A 19,523-nucleotide genomic window follows, 5' to 3' on the forward strand; every position below is an offset into this window, starting at 1 on the left:
TTCTTGCCTCTACTTCATGCCGGCTGCGAAATCCCTGATGATTTTTGCAAGTTCCGGAGTACGTGCTGCATAGTGCAGGGTAGCTTCCAGGAATCCGGGAGGCGCTCCGGTATCAAGCCGCTGTCCTTCAATAATGTGATGAACGACACGGCCACGCTGCATGAGCTGGTTTAGCGCATAAACGTGGTAGTATTCTTTTTCCGGTGTTCTTTCGGCATGTTTTTCCCAGCCTTCGTTCAGAAAACCGAAGAGCTCCGGTGTATACAGATATCGACCTATTGAAGCAATCGTACTGGGTTCTGTGCCGGGGAGTGGTTTTTCAACAATATCATGAACGTGCAGCCCGTCTTTTTCAAGAGCCAGAACCCCGTAACGCTCCAGGTTAGGAGGGTTATCAAGTCCTGCCAGAACAGTTTTCCCGGTCTGATGATAGGTCTCGACAAGCTGAACTGAAAGCGGTTTGTCACCGAAGTGAAGATCGTCGGGGTAGGCGACAATAAACGGCGAGTTTCCGACGAAGGTTTCTGCCTGCATCAGCGCATGGCCGGTGCCTCTCATTTCCTGCTGCCGGGTAAAGTAGACCTTCATTTTGCTGGGTGCGATCTTGTCCAGCAGCTCGGTCCGACCTTCTCTGGTGAAAATTTCTTCAAGTTCAACCTCACGGTCAAAGAAATTCTCCATACTGTGTTTCCGCCGTGAGCTGATAATCAGTACTTCACTGATTCCTGCTGCAGCAAATTCTTCGACGATGAATGCAATTGACGGTTTATCAATGAGTGGAAGCATTTCCTTCGGTATTGTCTTGGTCACCGGGAGGAAGCGGGTCCCGTATCCCCCTGCTAATATTACACCTTTCATGCTCCGGAGCTTAGCACAGACGCTTTTGATTGCCAATTGCCGGCATTGACGGATGCTCATACGCGAGATACATTTCTTTTATGGGTAAAATAAAGTGCTCGCTGATCCTGTTCAGCATTTTTATAGCAAGTATTCTGGTTTTTTCAGCTTGTACTGTTCGGCAGGACATGGATCTGACAATAGATGGTTCAGGCCGTCTGCAGCTCGAAATCAATCTTGACCGGGTATTTATGGAATACTACCGGGATCTAAGCGGAGGGGAAACGGAAGAGATCTTTGATCTGGCTGAAATTGAGGATGTGCTCACCGGATATCAAGGCATAGAGCTGCTTGAGTTGAGATCGGACAGTCCGGGGCATCTGTTTGCAGATATGCGACTTCAGGATGTCGAGCAGCTCATGCGTGACGAGCGTATGGATGTGCCGGAGATTATCTTTTTTGATCGGGCAGGTGCGCGGTCAACAATGCATATCCGCTTTGGCAGGGAAGATATTCCGAGATTTCTGCGGCTTTCACCAATCGGCGAAACACCGATTGTAGAATATCTGCTTCCTCCTGGCGATGGTTTGACCCGTGCTGACTACATTGAATATCTGTCATGGGCACTGGAGGAGTATGAGGGGAGTACTCCGATTGCCCGGGTTATTGAGCGTGCAGAAATTATGATTCGACTTGTTCCTGATGGAACGATTATCAGCCAGCGCGGTGGAAGCGTTGATGGTTCAGCAGTTGTATTCCGCGTTCCGGTGATCGATCTTGTTCTCGCGCGGAGGCCATACGAGTTCTCGCTGCAGTTTGAACAATAGGGAGTGATTTTTTAGACAGTGATTTTCATCAGCGGAATATGCTGCCGCCCCTGATCCGTGGTTTTACTCTCGTAAAGTACCAGCTCTGAAAGGCTGAAAGCCAGGCCGCGGATATTGGCTTCATTTCTCCATTTCCCGGTAACTGTAGCGACCTCCTTATTATCACTGCCGCGGCGTCGATACCCGAGAGTTATATGGGGCGTGTATCTGGGGCTTGCGCTCTGGAACCCGTTGAGTAGCAGTTCCTGTTCCAGTGCAGTGAACAGGGTTCTGCCTCTGGGATGAAGCTCATGGCTCTGCTTCTGCAGCAGCTCATTGAATCCGATCCAGCAGACCCTGGGATTCCCTTTTTCCGGAAAGTAGCCCAGTCCACCAAGCTGACAACGGATTCTGCCTGATTTCTGCTCTGTCTGCTCACTGAGTATGGCACGCTGCATGACGGCAATCAATTCAGGAATCAGACTGCGATCTGTATCTCCCAGAAAATGTAGGGTAATGTGGGTGTTGCCGGGCTGAACCCAGCGGAAAACATCCGATGGAGCGATTGATTTCAATCTTTTCTGCAGCAGCCTCAGGTGATCCTGCAGTTCTGCAGGCAGGGCAAGTGCAATGAAAAGCCGCGGGGTTTCATGTTCCTGTCTCGTTTTTGCCATGCCCCAGTATAGGCTGAAAACTGTTCTATAATAAAGACTTTCAGATATCCGCTGTATTCTTTACTGGTGCCAAACTCCGTCCCAGCCGTTCTTGATTGTTCTTTTGTATTCTGATAGCTTGCCATGTAGGGGTGCTGCTCAAGAGACAACGTTGTTGTCCCGAGGCGGCTGAGATCATACCCTTGAACCTGATCCGGGTAATGCCGGCGGAGGAAATATGCTGTTTTTGCACGTCGCTGCATGCGTTTCCACGCATATACACACCTTTCTATCAGCCTCATTGGATGATCTCATAACCCGATACTATTTTGCTATGGGGGGATCTGAATGAAGTTTCATACACGATCTGTTCTTTCTGGTTTTCTGGTACTTATTGTACTTTCTTTTTTTACCGCGGTTTCTGTAAGCGCGGGCGGACGTCCTGAAGAGCCGGCTTTTGCACCGGTGCAGGAGCGCCGGGTAGAAACCGACTCTCTGGTAATTTACAGTTATGACTCTATTCCAGGCACGCTACGCCGGGCGATAAGTGCACATATGGAAGATACATATGGTGTCAGCGTTGATCTGCAGAGAATCGGTGATACCGGGGCGGTATTTACCCAGCTCTATCTTGAGCGGCGGGCTCCGCAGGCGGATGTGGTAATCGGGCTGGATGAGAGTTATCTTCCCCGTCTCATGCAGGAGAGCATGCTTGAGGCATATGAGCCGCAGAATATGCAGCTGGTTCGCGATGACCTGCTGATTGATTCTGATTACTATGCTGTTCCTTTTGATTATGGTTATATCTCGATCAATGTGGACCGCGAGCAGCTGCCCGAGGGCCCTGCAAGCTGGAGTGATCTGACCGATCCTGCCTACCGAAATTCATTCATTATGCTGAATCCGGCTACCAGCTCACCTGGTCGCAATTTTCTGCTCTATACAATTGCAGAGTTCGGTGAAGATGGATACCTCGATTTCTGGAAAGAAATGAAACCTAATGTTCTCACGGTGACCAGCGGATGGTCTGACGGTTACGGTCTGTATACACAGGGTGAGGCGGCTATGGTAGTCAGCTATGAGACCAGTCCTGCGTATCACCGGCATTTCGAGGAAACAGACCGCTATGAATCCCTGCTTATGGACGGCGCTGCATATATGCAGATCGAGATCGCCGGGATCGTACATGGTGCAGCAAACCGACTGAATGCTGAACGTCTCATTGATTATATTCTCAGTGAGGAATTCCAGGAGCTTATACCGCTGAGTCAGATAATGTACCCGGTACATCCAGGGGTTCAGCTTCCTGAAGCATTTCTCGAAACAGAAGAAGTAACACGGCCATTGAGGCTGGATCCAGCCTATGTAGGCGATAATATTTCCAGGTGGTTAAACGAATGGGAAGACGTAATGCGTTAGGATTCCTGCGCATGAACATATCCAGGCGCGCCCCTCATTTGACGGGTGCGCTGTTTCTCTTTCTGCTTGTACCGCCACTACTGGCAGTACTCGGGGCAGGGGTGGCTGACACCTGGTATCGTGGAGGCAGTAGTGCGCTTATCGAACTGCTTTCCCAGCTGCGGCGTCCTGCAGTGCTGGGAAGCATTCGCTTTTCCCTGATCCAGGCAGCTGCATCTGCTGTAATCAGTGTGCTGCTGGCATTGCCCGGAGCGTGGTTTCTGAGTCACAGCAGCTTTCCAGGTAAACGTGCAATTCAGAGCCTGACTTTACTGCCGTTTGTACTGCCGAGCCTGATTATCGTACTCGCCATTATCAGCATGTATGGAAGGGCGGGCTTCCTCAGCCGTCTGTTTTCTGCTGATATCTCTCTGGTTTACTCCCCATTCGGAATAATTCTGGCCCATGTTCTGTTCAATATCTCGGTTGCTTTAAGAATGATTTCATCGGGATGGCTGGCTGTTGATCGAAGGTATATCGAGGTTTCCCGATCGCTGGGAGAAAGCACTGCTGTACGGCTGCTTCGGATAGACCTTCCGCTGCTCATGCCATCGATTGTCTCGGCTCTCTCCATAATCTTCCTGTACTGCTTCGTCAGTTTCGGAATCGTGCTGATCTTCGGTGGTGTCCGATACAGTACCCTGGAAGTGCGCATCTATCAGGAAATGTTTCAGGGATTAAATCTCGGTGGGGCTGCCTTGTTGTCATTGGTGCAGATTCTCATAACCGGTCTGGTATTATTCATTCTGCAGTTTGCCGGGCGTTATCATCTGCAGCCGCGTGGCAGACGCTTTCTGGTCCGAAGCTGGGAACAACTCGGTAGTGGACTGCGAATTTCCTGCATAAGCTACTGGGCTTTTATAGGAACGGTGTTTTTCTCTCCTTTGTTGACCCTGCTCATCCGGGCCTTCCGGCCTGGCGGGAGCTGGAGTCTGGCCGCATTCAGGGCATTGCTCGGCGGAGGGCGCCTTGGTGACCGTGATCTGGCAGAGATCATGAGAGCAAGCCCTGCGGAGCTATTCGTGAACAGTCTGCTTCTGGCTTCTGCGGCAGCCTTGCTGTGCTGTCTGCTTGCATATACTGCAGCCCGACTGATGCGCGGACGCAGCTCGCGAACGCTGGATGCCGCCCTCATGCTCCCCCTGGCTATTTCCAGCGTGACCTTCAGTCTGGGTATGCGGATAATCTGGCTTGGAAGAATGCCGGAGTTTGCGATAATCGCTTTGACCCAGTCCGTTATGGGATTCCCGATGGTTTTCCGCCTCTTCCGTACAGCACTGGAGGATTTTCCGCGGAACTATACCGAGGCAGCCCAGAGTGTCGGGGCCGGCTGGCTGTTCAGGTTGTTTACACTGGATATTCCGGTGCTCAGACGTTCGCTTGTGAATGGCTATATACTGGCTTTCGCCCTCAGTCTGGCTGATTTTACCGCTGTGCTGACGATAGCCAGAGGAAATCTGGTGACATTTCCGGTTGCGTTGTACCGTCTGATAGGTTTTCAGAGCTTTGATGCCGCCCTTGCACTCGGCGTGCTCTATATCGTAATAGTTCTGCTATGCTTCTGGGGAATCGACGTCAGCTCGTATCGCAGGGAGGAGCAAGGTTTATGATCGAGATATGTAATATTACCAGACGCTATGATGATTTTTTTCTGCAGACTGATTTCCATGTAGAATCTAATGAGATCGTCAGTCTGCTCGGTTCAAGTGGAAGCGGGAAGACCACCAGTCTTCGGATTATTGCTGGCTTTGAGGAAATGGACAGCGGTAGTATTCTGCTGAACGGGCAGGATGTATCTCATCTGCCCCCGCAGAAACGCTGTCTTGGTCTGGTTTTTCAGGATTACACTCTGTTTCCGCATCTGGATGTTGCCCGAAACATAGCCTATGGTCTGAGGGCACAGGGAATGGCTAAAACAGAACATGGACCGAGGGTGTCAGAACTGCTGGAACTGGTTGGACTCTCCGGATTCGGAGGGAGATCTGTTCAGACTCTCTCAGGTGGTGAACAGCAGAGGGTAGCCCTGGCCAGAGCCCTGGCTCCCAGACCGCAGGCCCTCCTGCTCGATGAGCCATTTTCGGCGGTAGATACCGAGCGGCGGGATGAACTTCGCCGCCATATCCGGAGAATTCAGCGGGAACTGCAGATCCCCATGATCTTTGTAACGCACAGCCAGAGCGAAGCCCTCTCGATTTCTGACAGAATCGTTATAATGAAGGATGGTGCGATTCTTGAGGTTGGCAGTCCCAGAGAACTGTATCTTAATCCCGTAAGTGAATATACCGCCAGATTTCTGGGCAAGGCAAATTATCTGCCCTTTCCATCCGGGGAGAGGCAATTGTATCGCCCCGAACAGCTGCATTTATCCCGGGATTATTCCAGTGACAGTGCGTTCAGGGTAAGGATCAGTCAGCGACATTATCACGGGGCTGTCTATGAATTTGATCTGGAATCGGACTACGGCTTACTTACTGCATCATGCATGGAGGAGTTTTTCGAAGGCGAGCAACTCTGGTGTACTGCTTCTCAGAGAATAGTGTCCCGCAGTACCTGATACGCACTGCTTTCTGCAAGAAAAGTATTCTTCATTGCGTAGTCGAGCGCACTCATACCGCGGGAGTCACGTATTTCTGGATCAGCATCACTGATCAGCAGTAAATGGATAACAGGTCCCGCATCAATCTGGAGATTTTCAGCGGCATGCATGAGAGCTGTTTTTCCATCCTTATCCTGGAGGTTGACATCGGCACCGGCTTGAATCAGGGTAGCAATGATTTCCTCCTTGCCGTTCCACTGTACCGCATGAATTAGTGAATGACGGCCTTTTTTATCCCTGAGATTGGGATCGGAACCAGCATTGAGCAGTGCTGCCACCGATGAAAGTCGTGATTGATACATTGCGGCAGCCATCAGGGCAGTCAGGCCTTCATAATCGCAGATCATATAGGGAGAGCCGTACTCCAGTAGAATCTGAACGGCTCCAGGAAGGTTGGCCCGTGTTGCCGCCAGAATCAGGGCTGTTCTACCCTGTGAATCAATCAGGCCTGGATCTGCTCCTTCCTCAAGAAGCAGCTTGAGTATTGCCTCATTGTTGCTGCTTGAGGCTGCATAGTGCAAGGCACTGCGACCCTCGTTGTCTGTGAGGTTTATGCCGATACCAGTCTGGAGCAAAATTCTGCAGATCTTCGGATCAGGGTTGTAGGCAGCCGCCGCCATCAGGCAGGTCATGCCTTTGCTGGTCACTGCAGCAGGATCTGCCCCTGCGGTAAGAAGCACTGCCATAATGTCCGTATTGGCATTATAGGAAGCGGCATGATGCAGGACACTGAAACCCTCACGGTCACATACGCTTGTGTCCGCTCCGGCGGCGAGCAGTCTGACACAGACACTGCTGCTGATGTTGTTGTTGGCAGCCAGCATCAGGGCTGAGCATCCCCGGTGGTCCTGTCGGTCTATCGGTTCCGGATTGTCGAGAAGGAGTTCAAGCACTGATTCACAGCTGTTATCATATGCAGCATGCATGCGCGCTGTCCAACCTATATCATCATGCTTGTGAAGATCTGCGCCAAAACGGATCAGTTCGGATACAACCTCTGGATTCGGATTATTTCCCGCGGCATTCATCAGCGGGGTTCTTCCTTGTTCAAATACTTCATTTACCAGCTCGATCTGTTCTCTATGTGAAAGTGGCTCGAGTAAAGATCGGATTATCTGAGGATTTGGATTCTGAAATGCTGCATACATAAGGGCATTCCAGCCATCATGATTTTTCAGGGTGAGTTCTGCGTTCCAACGTAGCAGTTCCTGGATAACCGAAGATTCATGGTTATGAGCTGCTGCAAGCATGAGGGCTGTGTCGCCTTCCTTGTCACGGGCATCAATAAAGGCTCCTGCTTCAAGGAGCACCTTAACTGCTGCCGGACTGGGGTTTGAGGCAGCAGCATACATGAGCGGTGTCCATTTGTTTCTACCTGTCAGATCTACCGGAGAGCCCTGCTCCAGTTCGCGGGCAATTTCCTCCGGGGAGCCTGACTGGCAGCAGATGAAGAAGCGCTTGCCTTCATGTTCCATGCTGTACTCCTCACAATAAATTGTAGTAGTACAGACTTCTAAATGCCAGTTTATTCAGGTTTTTCAGCAACCCGCAGGGGGTGATCCAGATTCCTCCTGAAGTGCATCATGAAATAGGTTCTCAGGAAACCACGGAATTCCAGCAGTTCCTCCTTGCTGAGGGTTTCTAGCTGTTCGGCGATAGTAATAATCTCCGGAGAAAAACTCTGGTGCAGGGAAGGGTTGGTTCCGGTTATCAGATACTCTGCTGTGGTGTCCAGGATACCGGCGATTCTTACGAGATCCACTGCTTTTGGATACCGCTTCTTGGACCAATATGCCTGAATTGTCGATTGATTGATTTCTGCCTCAATGGCAAGCTGCTTTCTTGTCCAGCGTTTTTTGCTCATAAGCATTTCGAGCCGGTGTAAAAAATCGTCCATACTAGCTCCTCGGAGTACAGCAGGTGAGAAAAGTGGTACAAGTGTGCTTTTTATGGACTTATCAGAGCCTAAAGATAGACTTTTGTATCTATTTAATCGGTCGAACTTGCTGAGTTCATTAAATTGCCCTGAATCCTGGATCTCAGTATCTTTAAGCGGATTAAGGCCGAAATACAGAACGAATTAAAGGACCGTGAAATCATGATTCATACACATATAATCGGGCAGGGCAGGCCGGTAGTATTTCTGCATGGCTTGTTCGGTTCAGGTGAAAATCTGCTGGGACTGGCCCGCCGTCTGCCAGCCGGATTCAAGGCTATACTTGCAGATCTTCCTGGTCACGGGAAGAGTTCTGAAAGTGCTGATCTCAGCTATGAAACAATCAGCGATATTCTTGTTGATGGGCTTTCCCTCACTGAACCCGCGATTTTTGTTGGTCACTCCATGGGGGGGAAAGCCGCTATGATGACGGCCCTTCGCCACCCCGAGCAGGTCGCTTCTCTCGCTGTTCTTGATATTGCACCAGTCACATATCCGGAAAAACACCTCGGAATTCTGTATGCCATGCGTGAGATCTCCCGCTTGAAACCCGGCAGCCGAAAGGAGGCTGACCGCTACCTTGGATCCAGTATCAGCGATTCCATAGTCCGGGGATTCCTCCTCAAGAATTACGACAGTACACAGACAATCTGGCGAATTCCAGTGGAAAGCATTATCGATCAATACGAGGAAATCCGCGGTTGGGATTTGCCCTGGGATGCCGATCCTTTCCCTGGCCCGGCCTGCTGCATATACGGAAGTGAATCAACATATGTGCAGCCCGATCAGCATGAAAAACTTTTTCAGAGCTTGTTTCCGGAAATTGAACTTGTCTGTATTGAAGAAGCTGAACATTGGCTTCACTCAAGTCACCTGGATCAAACATCGAAAGCACTGAACCGATTTCTCGAAACCAGTTCCTAGATGTCGGCCATCATACTGTTGTGAATCTCGCGTTCCCATGAACGCCTGATTCTACCGGCCAGCTGCCGGGCCCATATCTGCATTAGATGCATGCCGAGCGAAGGACGCTGCTCAAGCAGGTCTCTCAGTTTCTCACCATCCAGGCAGGCTAACTGTACCTTCCCGAGTGCGCTTGAAGTGTAGCTGTGCTCCCGCCTCTCCAGCCAGGAGGTAAGGCCGACATGCTGGCCGGTTCCATAGGCTGCAGCCCGGTGACTGCTGATTCCGTCTTCATACAGACTGCCGCTGATCTCTATAATTCCACTGAGAATAAAGGCGATTTCATTGCCTTGTTCTTTTGCCTGGTAGAGAATTTCTCCGGGTTCAAGACTGCGATGCCTGAAGAGAGCGAGAAGCTCGCTTCGTTCATCGGCAGTAAGCGCGGCCATAAAATCAAGATCTTCCGGAAGTATATGATCGCTGCAGTGTCCGCAGCCTTCAAGACATTCGGCCTCTGCCTGTTCAAGTGCAATGTCACCATCGGGTAGCAGACGCTCGGCATCGAGAACATTACGCATACCAAGCTCCTCGAGAAACTGTCCAGCCTGCTTTGCAACACTCCAGCCGCCGATATACAGGGAAACTCCGTTTTTCTGAAGACGGTCTATAAAATCGATCAGCATGCGGCCGCCAGTCAGATCCAGATTCATGAGCCCGTGAATATCCAGGACAGCAATCCGGGCTCCTCCAAGCTGCTGCTCCAGTCTGCCTATAATATCGTCCGCACTTCCGAAAAACAGACTGCCGTTGAGTTGGACTATGCGGATATCCCGACCGTTGTCAGCCAGGACAGCCTCATCGGTTTCACTGCGGATTACCCGGGATTTCAGGTATCTTCGGTCACTTGATTGAAGTCCGGCACCGAGCTCCGTCTGCCGCCTGACAAACAGAAAGGCAGCCAGAATCAAACCTGTGCTCAAGGCAACTATCAGATCTGCCGCAACCGTAACGGCGGTAACCAGCCACAGCACCAGGGAATCGCTATGTGCGGAGCGTTTCTTCAGAAGCTCGAAGCTCCAGTAATCGACCATCCTGAATCCCAGTACTACCATTAATGCTGCCAGAACCGGTAGGGGGATTCCCCGGACAAAGGGTCCCAGAATGAGGAGTGAAGCCAGCAGAATCAGGGAATGAAACATACCGGATACACCCGTCCGGCCTCCAGCATCAATATTGGCCAGGGTACGAACGGTGGCTCCTGCACCGGGCAGCGCAGTGAAACAGCCGGCGACAATATTGCCGATACCCTGTCCAAGAAGCTCGTGGGTACTGTTATGACGCTCCCCGGTTTTCAGGTCTGCAATCACAGATGTCAGCAGGGTGTCGATTATACCAAGCATACCGAGCACCAATCCCTGCTGCAGAATAATGCCTGCAATTCCCGGCTGAACTGCCAGGGGAAGCCAGCTGCGGATGTTCATGAGCAGTCTCGGTAAGGGGAAGCCTCCTGGAACCGTGCCGACCAGGTACGGGTTTGCAGCGATTACCATCAGCTCGGGTTCAATCAGGGCTGCTGCAGCGTAATAAACTGCAGTGCCCAGAATAAGCGCGGCAAGGGGCGCTGGTATCTTTTTGGTAAAGCGAGGTGTCAGCAGCATGATTCCAGCCGCCGCGAGACCTGAGATCAGTGCCGGCAGGTGCTCCCTCGGCCAGGGGAGGATAAAAAATTCATTGAAATCAGGCTGATGCATCCAGCCCATGGCAGGTAGCAGCTGGTTGAGAACAATAAGAACAGAGACCCCGTTCATGAAACCAGCCACAACAGGGTAGGGAATTCCACGCACGAGATTGCCCAGACGGCTCCAGGCCATAATCAACTGAACAATACCGCCAAGCACTGCGCTCAGAGAGAACAGCAGGATTACTGCAGCCGGTATCTGTTCAGCAGGAAGAGCCGCAATTAGAGGACTGGCAAGTAAGGCTGTCGCCGCACCGCGGATGGCCATAGACATCGGACCGGTAGGGCCACTGATCTGGGGCTTGCAGCCGCCAAACATTGAAGCGAAAAAACCAGTGAGCACTGCTCCTGTCAGGCCAGCAGCGGCGCCAAGCGCTCCATAAGCTGGCCCCAGCGGCCCGAAGGCTGTCACTCCAAAGGCCAGCGCCAGCGGAAGTGCAATGCTGGCCACCGTTGTTCCGGCCATAACTTCCTGCAGTATCCGGCCGCGCGCGCCCTTGAGGTTATGGAAATTGAATATTTCAGGAAGCTTCATACAGGGATTCAATCACGCAACAGCCTGCAATGACAAGCACGCAGGTTCCGGTTACATCCTGTGAGCAAATTCACCGGATTTCCTGCGTCGGCTCCGCTGACCTGGACGCTCAGCCCAGTGGTTCGCACAGTCCTTGGAACAGGTAAGCCCTTTTATGCTGTCAGCACGGCAATTATCACAGACATAGGCTCTGCCGTCACAACGCTGGCAGTCGATCATTGTGCCAGCAGGATTCCCGCAATGCGTGCAAAGTCCTATTCCTTCAACCGGTCGCAGATCGTCTCCGACCGCCACACGGTGGTCAAATACAAAGCAGGATCCCTGCCAGTTACTGTCGCCGTCCGAACGTTCCTTCAGGTAATTAAGGATACCACCCTGGAGCTGGTACACATTGCGATATCCCCGGCGCTGCAGCTCATATATACCTTTGTGACAGCGGATCCCGCCAGTGCAGAAAATCAGAATCGGCTTATCGGCAGGAATATTCATTTCATCTACCCGGTCAAAGAACTCGCTGAAGGCCCCGGTGTGAGGATTCAGGGCATTACGGAAGGTTCCCAGCTCGTACTCATAATCGTTGCGGGTATCGATCAGTATGGGATCCTCCTCCGCTATCATTCTGTCCCACTCGGCAGGACTCAGGTGATTGTTCAGACTTTCATCAACCACAAGCCGGGTATTTCCGGTTGTGCAGATCTCCGGCCGCAGCTTCAGTGCCAGCCGCCTGAATGGAGTTTTTGCCGACTCCGAGTACTTGCATTCCAGGCTGATCTCGAATCGCCGTTCGAGGTGCTGGATCCAGGCATCAAGACGCTGCCGGTCAGGGGCTGCGCTGGTTGTATTCAGACCCTCTCCGGCCAGAACAAAAATCCCCCGGATGCCCAGTTGATCAGCCTCTTTCCTGAGCCCCTCTATATGCTGCTCTGGATTTTCCTGTGTAAAAAATTTGTATGTTGCGGCAATCTGCCACTCAATCTTATTGTTTATTCCCGACATATTTACTAATAAATACAGAAACAGCCCGATCAGTCAATTGCCGCCGCCGAAAGCAGTGAAAGAGGTAGAATGTGAACATGCTGAATCTCAAGCGTGGACAATCAGAATCAGGCCCATTATGATAAACAGGAGGAGCCTGTATGTCAAAACTCAATCTAAACCGACAGATCTTTGGCGACCCCGCCAATACCGGAAATATCCCAAGCCGCGAAACCATAGCCGCCTTGCTGGATAACTGGGTGAAAAACGATAAGCTCAGACTGCACATGGAGCAGCTCGGCCACCTGCTGCGGGCCTGGGCCCTGCGTGAAGGCCTCGATGAATCACAGCAAAATCTGTGGGAAGCCGCTGGCCTCCTGCACGATGCCGACTGGGACCAATGGCCCGACGAACACTGCGCCAGAATTATTTCCTACGGTGAGCAGCAGTCATGGGATCCCGACCTCCTGCATGCCATAGCCAGTCACGGCCCCAGCCATTTCGGGGTTGAACCAGTAAGTCGTCTCGATCACTTGATCTACGCCCTCGATGAATTATCCGGATTCATTCACGCCGTATCACTGGTCCGCCCCGAAGGCTATGAAGGCATGAAGGTGAAATCAGTCAAAAAGAAGCTGAAAGAAAGCTCCTTCGCAGCCCAGGTCAGCCGGGAGGAAATAAGCGATGCCGCAGAACGGGTCGGCATTCCCCTGGAGGAACTGATCCAGTTTGTCATCGACGAGCAGCAGAAGCTGGCTTGAATTCAGTGTAGGGATCAGCTGCGATAGTACGGGTACTTAAGCGCTACCACACAGCAGCGCCATACCAATCACGCATTCGCCTGTCAGCCGTAACAAGACCAGCTCGATAGAGCTGCGCCAGAGCCGTGATGCACCTGTCTGCTGGATCTCGATGTTCCCATTTCAGATGCGCAGACCGTATCCATTGACCGGTATCAACCGGCACAATCCGGACATTCTCGGCCTGCTCCAGCATCTTTACATACAAATCAATATCCATGGGCAGGGAAATCTGCCCCCGTTTTTCCTTGATAGCAATCTCCCAAAAGGAAATACTGGAGACCAGCAGTGTATCCGCCTCGGAAATCGCCGCTGCAGCAGGTTCACTGAGTGACCCCGGATCAAAGCAGAACCATAATAACGCACAGGTATCCAGAACCAGCATCAGATATTCTCCCAATCCTCACTAATTGGTTCAGTGAGATCAGCATGAACAACCAGCTTTCCACGGAAAGAAGCAAACAACTCATCCACACTACGCCCTGCACTGTACGGTTGAATCACAGCAACAGGTCGATTATGATCCGTCACAATTACTTCCTCATGGCTTGATTCCATCTGCCGTAACACTTCCAGCAACTTTGCCTTCAGATAGCTCTTTGAAGTAGTCATAGAGTATATTATAACCATAAAAATGACTACTTTCAAGCGATCTATATATAGCAACGGTAATCCATCAGGGGGCTGCCAGAAGAAGCCTTGAGTAATATAGTGATCCCTGATTTGACTCATGTACGTACGTTTATTACGTTTATATACAGGAGATTGTTATGAAAACTACGGCAACTGATCTCCGTACACATCTGGCCCGTTACCTGGATCATGTGCTTGAAACCGGTGAATCTGTCGAATTGGAGCGTCGTGGCCGTATTGTTCGTATAAGTGCTGATGCGCCGGTGAGCAAACTCTCCTGTCTTAAAAAACGTGATACGATAATTGGAGATCCAGAAAGCCTGTTACAGATTGACTGGACAGATACATGGTCAGAATTGGATGCCGATAGTGTTTCTTGATACTCACGCCGTGGTGTTTCTCCATGCCGGCAAACTAACTGAATTCAGTCAGCTTGGAAGGCAACTGCTGGAAACCGAGCCGCTCATTGTCTCACCAATGTGCGTGCTGGAGCTACAGTATCTGTATGAAATACAGCATATCCGTTACAACTCACACAACATCATTCAGGATCTTTCCTCGGATATCGGGCTGCAGCAATCCGGTCATAGAGCAATGGAAGCAGCTCATATCGCAGCTGGATACGGATGGACCAGAGATCCTTTTGACCGCATGATAAGCGCATACGCCCAGGCAGCTGCTGAACGCCTGCTTACCAGGGATACCACCATCCGGAATAACTGCAGCTTCGCTGTCTGGTAGAGTAGCTGAAGCACCGGAATCATGGTAATAATGAATCTATGGTAGATCCTTCTATAGCTGCAAAACGCATTCTCGCCCGGAACGAGCAGGAGAGGATTTCGCTCGCCCGACAGCGAAGTGAAGCCCAGTCGGAAGGGCGACAGCTTGCAAGGAATATTCTTGAGAAGTACCCAGAGGCTATGAGAGTATGGGGCTTTGGTTCGACCTACGAAATCTGGCGCAATTACCATTCCAGCAGTGATATTGATCTGGCCATAGAAGCCGGAGATCTTATGACGATCTACCCAATGGTCGAATGCAGCAGGAAGAAAGTTGACCTTGTGAATCTGCAGGATGTTCCCGCTGCCTTCGCAGGTTTCGTACGGAGAAACGGCACTGTACTTGCGGAGAACCGGGATCAGCTCAGACAGGAGGAATCATGAAGAATACTTCCATCTTGAAACAGGTGATGTTGTTTACTGCATTCTGTGTATCTTTGTTGATAGTGTCCGCTTGTGCATCTACAGAAGCAGATCAACCGAATTATCACGAGCCAATGCGTCCATTGACAGGTGAACTTATCAATAATCTGGAGATGCTCCAGGAGCAGGGAGCACTTGAGTTAAATCTTTTATCCAGTCCTCAGATTGATGTTTCCGAAATTGTGTTTTTTTTGCAGAAACATCTGGAATACGGGGTGCTTCTTCTGTCTTTTTCGAGTGGAAACGCAAATCTGCTGCTTGACGATGACAAGCTGGCAGAGGCACTTGAGTTATTGCACAGGGAATATGCGCTTATGCTGGGTCATGTCAGAGTACACAGTTATCAATCCGTAACAATGCGTCAGCAGTTGAGGGAAAGCTATCGTTTGTCAGAGTCTTTGTATGAGAGAATTATCGAGCTGACAGATGACGAACTCGAACGCGCTTGGGCAGAGGTAGAACAGCAAGCAATTCGGCGTGAATGGATAGAACGAGAGGATTCCTACCTAATGACAAGAGATTATCCCTGGGTCAGACTGCAAATCCGAACACATCATCGATGACTATTCTTTGTGTTACAGAACCTGCCTGAGCAATGACCACATTGCGCCTCGCAAGTTAATTTAAATTTTTATTAAAATTCTTGACAGTTGAACTTCTCTGGATATACTTCATTTTGATTACGAATGGGGTTGGTAATCGTAATTGTATTTTTTAGACACATTGGAGGAGTAGTTTTGAATCAAATCAAATCAAATCAAATCAAATCAAATCAAATCAAATCAAATCAAATCAAATCAAGCCTAAGGATAGGTCTGTTTTTGATTATCCTGATTACGATAATGGTATCTGGATGTAATCTCGGGATGTCACCTGAAGATTTCAATGGACAGAATGAAGGCTCAGCGGCAGATGGTCTTACAGAAGCTGAGCGCTATGTAGCCAATATGCTTGAGATCGACAGGGTATTTGTACGCAGTCGCACAGCTCGCAGCGCCGGGTCAGCAGATGAAGTGCAGGATCGGCTGTTCGATGCCGAGCCTATAGTGGATACCGATGGAAATCCGGTAGATTTCTATGCCTTGACTCCTGAAGAACAGAATATATTTATTTCTGTCTGGGCAGAGGCAACAGTTGAGGATCTCAGGGCAAAGCATGACACTGTCCCTGGCCTCGCTGAGCATACAGCCGTCAATAATGACAGTATGGAAGCCGCCCTTGAGCGAAGTGCCCGGAGTGCTGATGTCAGTTATGCAGATTTTGAACGCTTTTTCGTGGAAGAAATGGAACAGCGTTCAGATGAACTTGCCAGACGACTGGATGCAGTACAGGACCGAACGGTACATAGGGCAACAGCTGATCAAAGAAGGGCTCGACAGTTACGAATTCGTAACGGGATTATAAACAACTATAGAAAAGGTAGGGTGCTCACTACTATCAGCGATGGTAGTTCAAGCAGTTCGAGTAGTTCTGTAGTAGCCATAGGCGGACATGCGTCAATAATGAGTCGTAATAGTATAAGCAATAGCATATCTGACTCTGCAAATATTGCAGTCAGTGCATGGCCCGATAACAGATGGGAAGGGCTTTCCGATGGGGTGCAGTATGAACGGTTTGAGCTGTGGCTGAATAGTGACAGACATGGTCGTACAGTTCGTGGTGTTACCGCTTTGAGAGTCGGTGAGCGGAAATGGGTCTGGAACTGGGCTAACTCGGGGTATGTTTATACTGAAGCAAGTACCAGCAAACACAATTCGGCTGGAAATTATGCAATAGCCCAAATCGGAAAACCTTTTAACTGGATTATTCCAAATAAATGGACAACCGATGCTTTTTACTGTAGTCAGCTGGTATGGAGAGCCTGGCAACAGCAGGGTTATAACCTGTCTCCATCTTCACCTTGGGCATCACCGGTTTCTATTATGAACCATAGTGGAACCCGAGTTGTTTTTTCTGATTCCCATCTGTAAAAGCTGATGGAAGGTGGCAGAGTTCCAACCCCTCTGCCGCATAGAATTAAGTAGTAATCTGGAGTAGTAATGAATAAACGATATATATATATGACTCTAATAGTATGTACAATTTTTCTGGTTTCCTGTTGTGATCACATTCCGCAGCTCAGGAGACCGGATGCTGTTCCTTTTGATCACCTGAATGACCCACTTGTCATTCGAGCGAGATTAGTCCCTTCACTGGCTTCCGATGCAGAAATTGAACGGGCTATGACCCTGCCCTGGATGCGGGAAAATCCTAATGGAAGTTTCTTTTTTGTGGCGTATGACTGGGAAAGCCGGCAAATAGTAAACCGTCAGATGTTTACAGGAGGAGATGCGCAGCTGGACTATCATTTCCAGTATTCACCCCAGCGTGATATGTATTATATAGCAGCGGACTGGCTACGGCAGATATTCAAATTCGATCCACGTAGTGGTGAAATTGAGGAGCCTATTGATTTTGATCTACCACCTGGGTCACTGAGCCCTGTCAGTAAGGATGGCCTTTTGCTGATATGGTATAACATACTAACAGAGCAGGGTTGTCCGGTAGGAATATGGGATACTGAAACAGAGACACTCGTCGGAGATCCATTCTACCTTTCTGGCAACGGCTACTGGAATAACATTATGTATGTGCCGGAACTCAGCAGCTATTTCATGGATGTAGATGGTGTCACTGAATCGGGGGATCTATATACCATTGTATTCCAGTTTAATATGTCAGACCAGAGTCTGATCGAGCTGTATCGGCATGGTGATAAAGAGTATATTTCCGGTCGGTATTCAACTTCGCAAATATTTGAGCGTAATGGTATTCTATACTATGCAGCGAATCACAATATGATCTGGGATGATGAATTGGATCAATATGTTCGTTACAACAGCGAGCCTATATTGGTTCAGTACAACCTTGGCACGCAGGAACTATCGTTCGACGTTATTTCCGACTGGGATCCTGATACCCATTTGACTATTTTAGGTTTCTCTCCTGATGATTCTCTGTATATCATGGCAGAGAAGGACTATGAAGAGCGCAGTTTGTATCTGTATTTTCCGGAAACCGGTGTATTCGAATATATTGAGGGCAGTGATATCCTTGGTGGGTTTGTTTTTTTTCCGTATACCAAGCTCGATGGTGACATATTATACATGTATGATTTATCCCTTCCTGAAATTTTCGAATTGCACGTATATGATCTTTCTGCAATGGAGAAACTCTACAATGAAACTATCAGGATATACTAAGCTGCTCGTCTGCCTGTTTCTGCTATCAGGGAGCATAGTTGCAGCATTTGCACCGGAGAATAATCCAGCAGCAGACAGTCACGCGCCAGTTTTCAGTGCAGGACTGGGCCAGTCACTGATTGGTGCTTTTGGTTTTGTATACACAGTCTTCCCGGGTTCTCCGATGCCTCCAGTTTTTCCACTGTATCTGGAAGCGGATGTCTATCTTGGTCGAGATTCGTCAATCTCTGTAGAGACAACACAGTGGTTTGGCTGGCACAGAGGAGTCTACTACGGATTTGAAGCAAGTGCAGGGTATCGCTGGCGCTTTCTGTCTGCTCAGCGAAACGGGGCTTCAGGCCCCAGTATTGTCCTGTACCCGGGTTTCGCTGCTGGTGCCTACGATCATGTTGGAGGTGTGTTGTATGGAGGCCTTGGCCTCTGGCGCTGGAGTACAGATCCGAACCACAGCCTGCAGGGGTTTCAGCTTCATAACCCGGCGGCAGCTGTCGAACTGGCCTGGACCTGGAGTTTCTGGGACGGCTGGTATGCCAGAATCAGTGCAGGCGCTGGTGGTATGAGCCTGATTAGATCATCTTTCAGTCTGGGAATGGAGTTTTAATATGAAGTATGGATTTGTACGCAGGCCTATGGTGCTTGTGCTGTTTATGGCGTTTTCTTTTTCAGCCTTCGCCGAGAATCGGGAACCCCGGATTGATCACGGTGTCGGGGCTTCAGTCGGAGGAGTAGTGGTCTCCGCAGGGAGCATGCTGGTTCTCAATTTTATGCTTGGTGCTCCTGCAGTCCTGTTGCCGCTTATAGTGGAAGGAATGTACTGGACTGATTCCGGTATCGGCTTCGGTCTGGAATCGAGTAGTTTGTTACAGGTATCTGCTCCTGCGACAGCCGGAAACATGGATCTGTATCCCTCTATTAGATGGCGAAGAAGCCCGGAAGCGGTATTCAGTATGTACCTTGTTCCATTTTCGGCCAATGTTTTTTTTCAAATCGGAGATAATGCAGAAACCGGTGTTGCTGTCGGTTTCGGTCGCCGAGCCTGGGTATCAAACAGGGACGAGGTAGTTACTGAATTCTGGATGAGCAGGATAGGTGCCACCTGGACATGGAGACCCTGGGAGCGGAGGTACATCAGTCTCTCGACCTCAGTCGGTGCCGGCTTTTTTCCTCTGGACCTCAGCCTGACCACTGGCTGGACCTGGTGATACAGCT

The 19,523-nt window shown here is 50.0% G+C and carries 22 protein-coding genes and 1 riboswitch; of the genes, 14 read left to right on the forward strand and 8 right to left on the reverse strand.

Annotation, left to right across the window (positions count from 1 at the left end; translation table 11 throughout):
* Positions 1 to 9: 9 nt before the first annotated feature.
* A complete protein-coding gene (locus tag ACYQ2L_RS15735) occupies positions 10 to 858 on the reverse strand; it encodes a UTP--glucose-1-phosphate uridylyltransferase (RefSeq protein ID WP_460057727.1) in 849 nt (282 codons plus the stop codon).
* An 80-nt stretch (positions 859 to 938) separates the two neighbouring features.
* Between ACYQ2L_RS15735 and ACYQ2L_RS15740 the strand changes: the two genes are divergently transcribed.
* Positions 939 to 1,664, forward strand: coding sequence for a hypothetical protein (locus ACYQ2L_RS15740; RefSeq protein WP_460057729.1), 726 nt, complete (start codon positions 939 to 941; stop codon positions 1,662 to 1,664).
* A gap of 11 nt (positions 1,665 to 1,675) precedes the next feature.
* Here ACYQ2L_RS15740 and thpR read toward each other — a convergent pair whose 3' ends face one another.
* Positions 1,676 to 2,317, reverse strand: coding sequence for an RNA 2',3'-cyclic phosphodiesterase (gene thpR / locus ACYQ2L_RS15745; protein WP_460057731.1), 642 nt, complete (start codon positions 2,315 to 2,317; stop codon positions 1,676 to 1,678).
* A gap of 117 nt (positions 2,318 to 2,434) precedes the next feature.
* A riboswitch (TPP riboswitch) is annotated at positions 2,435 to 2,549 on the forward strand.
* Between the two features lie 95 nt (positions 2,550 to 2,644).
* Here thpR and ACYQ2L_RS15750 point away from each other — a divergent pair.
* From ACYQ2L_RS15750 to ACYQ2L_RS15760, 3 genes are read left to right on the forward strand one after another with little or no spacing between them, the layout of a single operon-like run.
* A complete protein-coding gene (locus tag ACYQ2L_RS15750; RefSeq protein WP_460057733.1) occupies positions 2,645 to 3,715 on the forward strand; it encodes a thiamine ABC transporter substrate-binding protein in 1,071 nt (356 codons plus the stop codon).
* A complete protein-coding gene (locus tag ACYQ2L_RS15755; protein ID WP_460057735.1) occupies positions 3,694 to 5,364 on the forward strand; it encodes an ABC transporter permease in 1,671 nt (556 codons plus the stop codon). The genes ACYQ2L_RS15750 and ACYQ2L_RS15755 overlap by 22 nt, the downstream gene beginning before the upstream one ends.
* Positions 5,361 to 6,308: an ABC transporter ATP-binding protein gene (locus ACYQ2L_RS15760; RefSeq protein ID WP_460057737.1), complete on the forward strand. Its 948-nt coding sequence runs from the start codon at positions 5,361 to 5,363 to the stop codon at positions 6,306 to 6,308. The genes ACYQ2L_RS15755 and ACYQ2L_RS15760 overlap by 4 nt, the downstream gene beginning before the upstream one ends.
* On the opposite strand, the gene ACYQ2L_RS15765 is transcribed toward ACYQ2L_RS15760, so the two are convergent.
* Positions 6,281 to 7,825 carry an ankyrin repeat domain-containing protein gene (locus ACYQ2L_RS15765; RefSeq protein WP_460057739.1) on the reverse strand — a complete coding sequence of 515 codons (1,545 nt, stop codon included), beginning with the start codon at positions 7,823 to 7,825 and terminating at the stop codon, positions 6,281 to 6,283. The genes ACYQ2L_RS15760 and ACYQ2L_RS15765 overlap by 28 nt on opposite strands.
* A 50-nt stretch (positions 7,826 to 7,875) precedes the next feature.
* Positions 7,876 to 8,247, reverse strand: a complete 372-nt coding sequence (locus ACYQ2L_RS15770; RefSeq protein ID WP_460057742.1) for a helix-turn-helix domain-containing protein — start codon at positions 8,245 to 8,247, stop codon at positions 7,876 to 7,878.
* A 201-nt stretch (positions 8,248 to 8,448) separates the two neighbouring features.
* Here ACYQ2L_RS15770 and ACYQ2L_RS15775 point away from each other — a divergent pair, with 201 nt between their 5' ends.
* Positions 8,449 to 9,210, forward strand: a complete 762-nt coding sequence (locus ACYQ2L_RS15775; protein WP_460057744.1) for an alpha/beta fold hydrolase — start codon at positions 8,449 to 8,451, stop codon at positions 9,208 to 9,210.
* On the opposite strand, the gene ACYQ2L_RS15780 is transcribed toward ACYQ2L_RS15775, so the two are convergent.
* On the reverse strand, positions 9,207 to 11,462 hold the full coding sequence (locus ACYQ2L_RS15780) for a SulP family inorganic anion transporter (RefSeq protein WP_460057746.1): 2,256 nt from the start codon (positions 11,460 to 11,462) through the stop codon (positions 9,207 to 9,209). The two genes, ACYQ2L_RS15775 and ACYQ2L_RS15780, sit on opposite strands and share 4 nt — an antisense overlap.
* 51 nt (positions 11,463 to 11,513) lie before the next feature.
* Entirely contained in the window at positions 11,514 to 12,458 is a 945-nt protein-coding gene (trhO, locus tag ACYQ2L_RS15785) for an oxygen-dependent tRNA uridine(34) hydroxylase TrhO (RefSeq protein ID WP_460057748.1), read from the reverse strand.
* A 140-nt stretch (positions 12,459 to 12,598) separates the two neighbouring features.
* Between trhO and ACYQ2L_RS15790 the strand changes: the two genes are divergently transcribed.
* Entirely contained in the window at positions 12,599 to 13,198 is a 600-nt protein-coding gene (locus ACYQ2L_RS15790) for an HD domain-containing protein (protein WP_460057750.1), read from the forward strand.
* A gap of 43 nt (positions 13,199 to 13,241) precedes the next feature.
* Here the strand turns inward: ACYQ2L_RS15790 and ACYQ2L_RS15795 are convergent, their stop codons facing one another.
* Together ACYQ2L_RS15795 and ACYQ2L_RS15800 are read right to left on the reverse strand one after the other, a co-directional pair.
* On the reverse strand, positions 13,242 to 13,622 hold the full coding sequence (locus tag ACYQ2L_RS15795) for a type II toxin-antitoxin system VapC family toxin (RefSeq protein ID WP_460057752.1): 381 nt from the start codon (positions 13,620 to 13,622) through the stop codon (positions 13,242 to 13,244).
* Positions 13,622 to 13,849, reverse strand: coding sequence for a type II toxin-antitoxin system Phd/YefM family antitoxin (locus ACYQ2L_RS15800; protein WP_460057754.1), 228 nt, complete (start codon positions 13,847 to 13,849; stop codon positions 13,622 to 13,624). The genes ACYQ2L_RS15795 and ACYQ2L_RS15800 overlap by 1 nt, the downstream gene beginning before the upstream one ends.
* Before the next feature lie 158 nt (positions 13,850 to 14,007).
* On the opposite strand from ACYQ2L_RS15800, the gene ACYQ2L_RS15805 reads away from it, so the two are divergent.
* The 8 genes from ACYQ2L_RS15805 to ACYQ2L_RS15840 all read left to right on the forward strand — a co-directional run bounded on the left by ACYQ2L_RS15805 (position 14,008) and on the right by ACYQ2L_RS15840 (position 19,516).
* Entirely contained in the window at positions 14,008 to 14,250 is a 243-nt protein-coding gene (locus ACYQ2L_RS15805; RefSeq protein ID WP_460057756.1) for a type II toxin-antitoxin system Phd/YefM family antitoxin, read from the forward strand.
* Entirely contained in the window at positions 14,240 to 14,611 is a 372-nt protein-coding gene (locus ACYQ2L_RS15810) for a type II toxin-antitoxin system VapC family toxin (RefSeq protein ID WP_460057758.1), read from the forward strand. The genes ACYQ2L_RS15805 and ACYQ2L_RS15810 overlap by 11 nt, the downstream gene beginning before the upstream one ends.
* 38 nt (positions 14,612 to 14,649) lie before the next feature.
* On the forward strand, positions 14,650 to 15,033 hold the full coding sequence (locus ACYQ2L_RS15815; RefSeq protein ID WP_460057761.1) for a nucleotidyltransferase domain-containing protein: 384 nt from the start codon (positions 14,650 to 14,652) through the stop codon (positions 15,031 to 15,033).
* A complete protein-coding gene (locus ACYQ2L_RS15820; RefSeq protein ID WP_460057763.1) occupies positions 15,030 to 15,635 on the forward strand; it encodes a hypothetical protein in 606 nt (201 codons plus the stop codon). The genes ACYQ2L_RS15815 and ACYQ2L_RS15820 overlap by 4 nt, the downstream gene beginning before the upstream one ends.
* Before the next feature lie 279 nt (positions 15,636 to 15,914).
* Positions 15,915 to 17,042, forward strand: coding sequence for a hypothetical protein (locus tag ACYQ2L_RS15825; protein ID WP_460057765.1), 1,128 nt, complete (start codon positions 15,915 to 15,917; stop codon positions 17,040 to 17,042).
* 69 nt (positions 17,043 to 17,111) lie between these two features.
* Positions 17,112 to 18,314, forward strand: a complete 1,203-nt coding sequence (locus tag ACYQ2L_RS15830; RefSeq protein ID WP_460057767.1) for a hypothetical protein — start codon at positions 17,112 to 17,114, stop codon at positions 18,312 to 18,314.
* Entirely contained in the window at positions 18,292 to 18,915 is a 624-nt protein-coding gene (locus ACYQ2L_RS15835) for a hypothetical protein (RefSeq protein WP_460057769.1), read from the forward strand. Before ACYQ2L_RS15830 ends, ACYQ2L_RS15835 begins: the two co-directional genes overlap by 23 nt.
* Position 18,916: 1 nt before the next feature.
* On the forward strand, positions 18,917 to 19,516 hold the full coding sequence (locus ACYQ2L_RS15840; RefSeq protein WP_460057772.1) for a hypothetical protein: 600 nt from the start codon (positions 18,917 to 18,919) through the stop codon (positions 19,514 to 19,516).
* The last annotated feature ends 7 nt before the right edge of the window (positions 19,517 to 19,523 follow it).

This window comes from Spirochaeta dissipatitropha, assembly GCF_054657935.1.

What these genes read in the sequence shown, in the direction of transcription:
- ACYQ2L_RS15825 (WP_460057765.1), top strand. Translation starts at nt 15,915, where the DNA reads ATGGTATCTGGATGTAATCTCGGGATGTCACCTGAAGATTTCAATGGA.
- ACYQ2L_RS15815 (WP_460057761.1), top strand. Translation starts at nt 14,650, where the DNA reads ATGGTAGATCCTTCTATAGCTGCAAAACGCATTCTCGCCCGGAACGAG.
- ACYQ2L_RS15770 (WP_460057742.1), bottom strand. Translation starts at nt 8,247, where the DNA reads ATGGACGATTTTTTACACCGGCTCGAAATGCTTATGAGCAAAAAACGC.
- ACYQ2L_RS15805 (WP_460057756.1), top strand. Translation starts at nt 14,008, where the DNA reads ATGAAAACTACGGCAACTGATCTCCGTACACATCTGGCCCGTTACCTG.
- ACYQ2L_RS15780 (WP_460057746.1), bottom strand. Translation starts at nt 11,462, where the DNA reads ATGAAGCTTCCTGAAATATTCAATTTCCATAACCTCAAGGGCGCGCGC.
- ACYQ2L_RS15775 (WP_460057744.1), top strand. Translation starts at nt 8,449, where the DNA reads ATGATTCATACACATATAATCGGGCAGGGCAGGCCGGTAGTATTTCTG.
- thpR (WP_460057731.1), bottom strand. Translation starts at nt 2,317, where the DNA reads ATGGCAAAAACGAGACAGGAACATGAAACCCCGCGGCTTTTCATTGCA.
- ACYQ2L_RS15755 (WP_460057735.1), top strand. Translation starts at nt 3,694, where the DNA reads ATGGGAAGACGTAATGCGTTAGGATTCCTGCGCATGAACATATCCAGG.
- ACYQ2L_RS15750 (WP_460057733.1), top strand. Translation starts at nt 2,645, where the DNA reads ATGAAGTTTCATACACGATCTGTTCTTTCTGGTTTTCTGGTACTTATT.
- ACYQ2L_RS15830 (WP_460057767.1), top strand. Translation starts at nt 17,112, where the DNA reads ATGAATAAACGATATATATATATGACTCTAATAGTATGTACAATTTTT.
- ACYQ2L_RS15735 (WP_460057727.1), bottom strand. Translation starts at nt 858, where the DNA reads ATGAAAGGTGTAATATTAGCAGGGGGATACGGGACCCGCTTCCTCCCG.
- ACYQ2L_RS15790 (WP_460057750.1), top strand. Translation starts at nt 12,599, where the DNA reads ATGTCAAAACTCAATCTAAACCGACAGATCTTTGGCGACCCCGCCAAT.
- ACYQ2L_RS15800 (WP_460057754.1), bottom strand. Translation starts at nt 13,849, where the DNA reads ATGACTACTTCAAAGAGCTATCTGAAGGCAAAGTTGCTGGAAGTGTTA.
- ACYQ2L_RS15765 (WP_460057739.1), bottom strand. Translation starts at nt 7,825, where the DNA reads ATGGAACATGAAGGCAAGCGCTTCTTCATCTGCTGCCAGTCAGGCTCC.
- ACYQ2L_RS15840 (WP_460057772.1), top strand. Translation starts at nt 18,917, where the DNA reads ATGAAGTATGGATTTGTACGCAGGCCTATGGTGCTTGTGCTGTTTATG.
- ACYQ2L_RS15820 (WP_460057763.1), top strand. Translation starts at nt 15,030, where the DNA reads ATGAAGAATACTTCCATCTTGAAACAGGTGATGTTGTTTACTGCATTC.
- ACYQ2L_RS15740 (WP_460057729.1), top strand. Translation starts at nt 939, where the DNA reads ATGGGTAAAATAAAGTGCTCGCTGATCCTGTTCAGCATTTTTATAGCA.
- ACYQ2L_RS15760 (WP_460057737.1), top strand. Translation starts at nt 5,361, where the DNA reads ATGATCGAGATATGTAATATTACCAGACGCTATGATGATTTTTTTCTG.
- trhO (WP_460057748.1), bottom strand. Translation starts at nt 12,458, where the DNA reads ATGTCGGGAATAAACAATAAGATTGAGTGGCAGATTGCCGCAACATAC.
- ACYQ2L_RS15795 (WP_460057752.1), bottom strand. Translation starts at nt 13,622, where the DNA reads ATGCTGGTTCTGGATACCTGTGCGTTATTATGGTTCTGCTTTGATCCG.
- ACYQ2L_RS15835 (WP_460057769.1), top strand. Translation starts at nt 18,292, where the DNA reads ATGAAACTATCAGGATATACTAAGCTGCTCGTCTGCCTGTTTCTGCTA.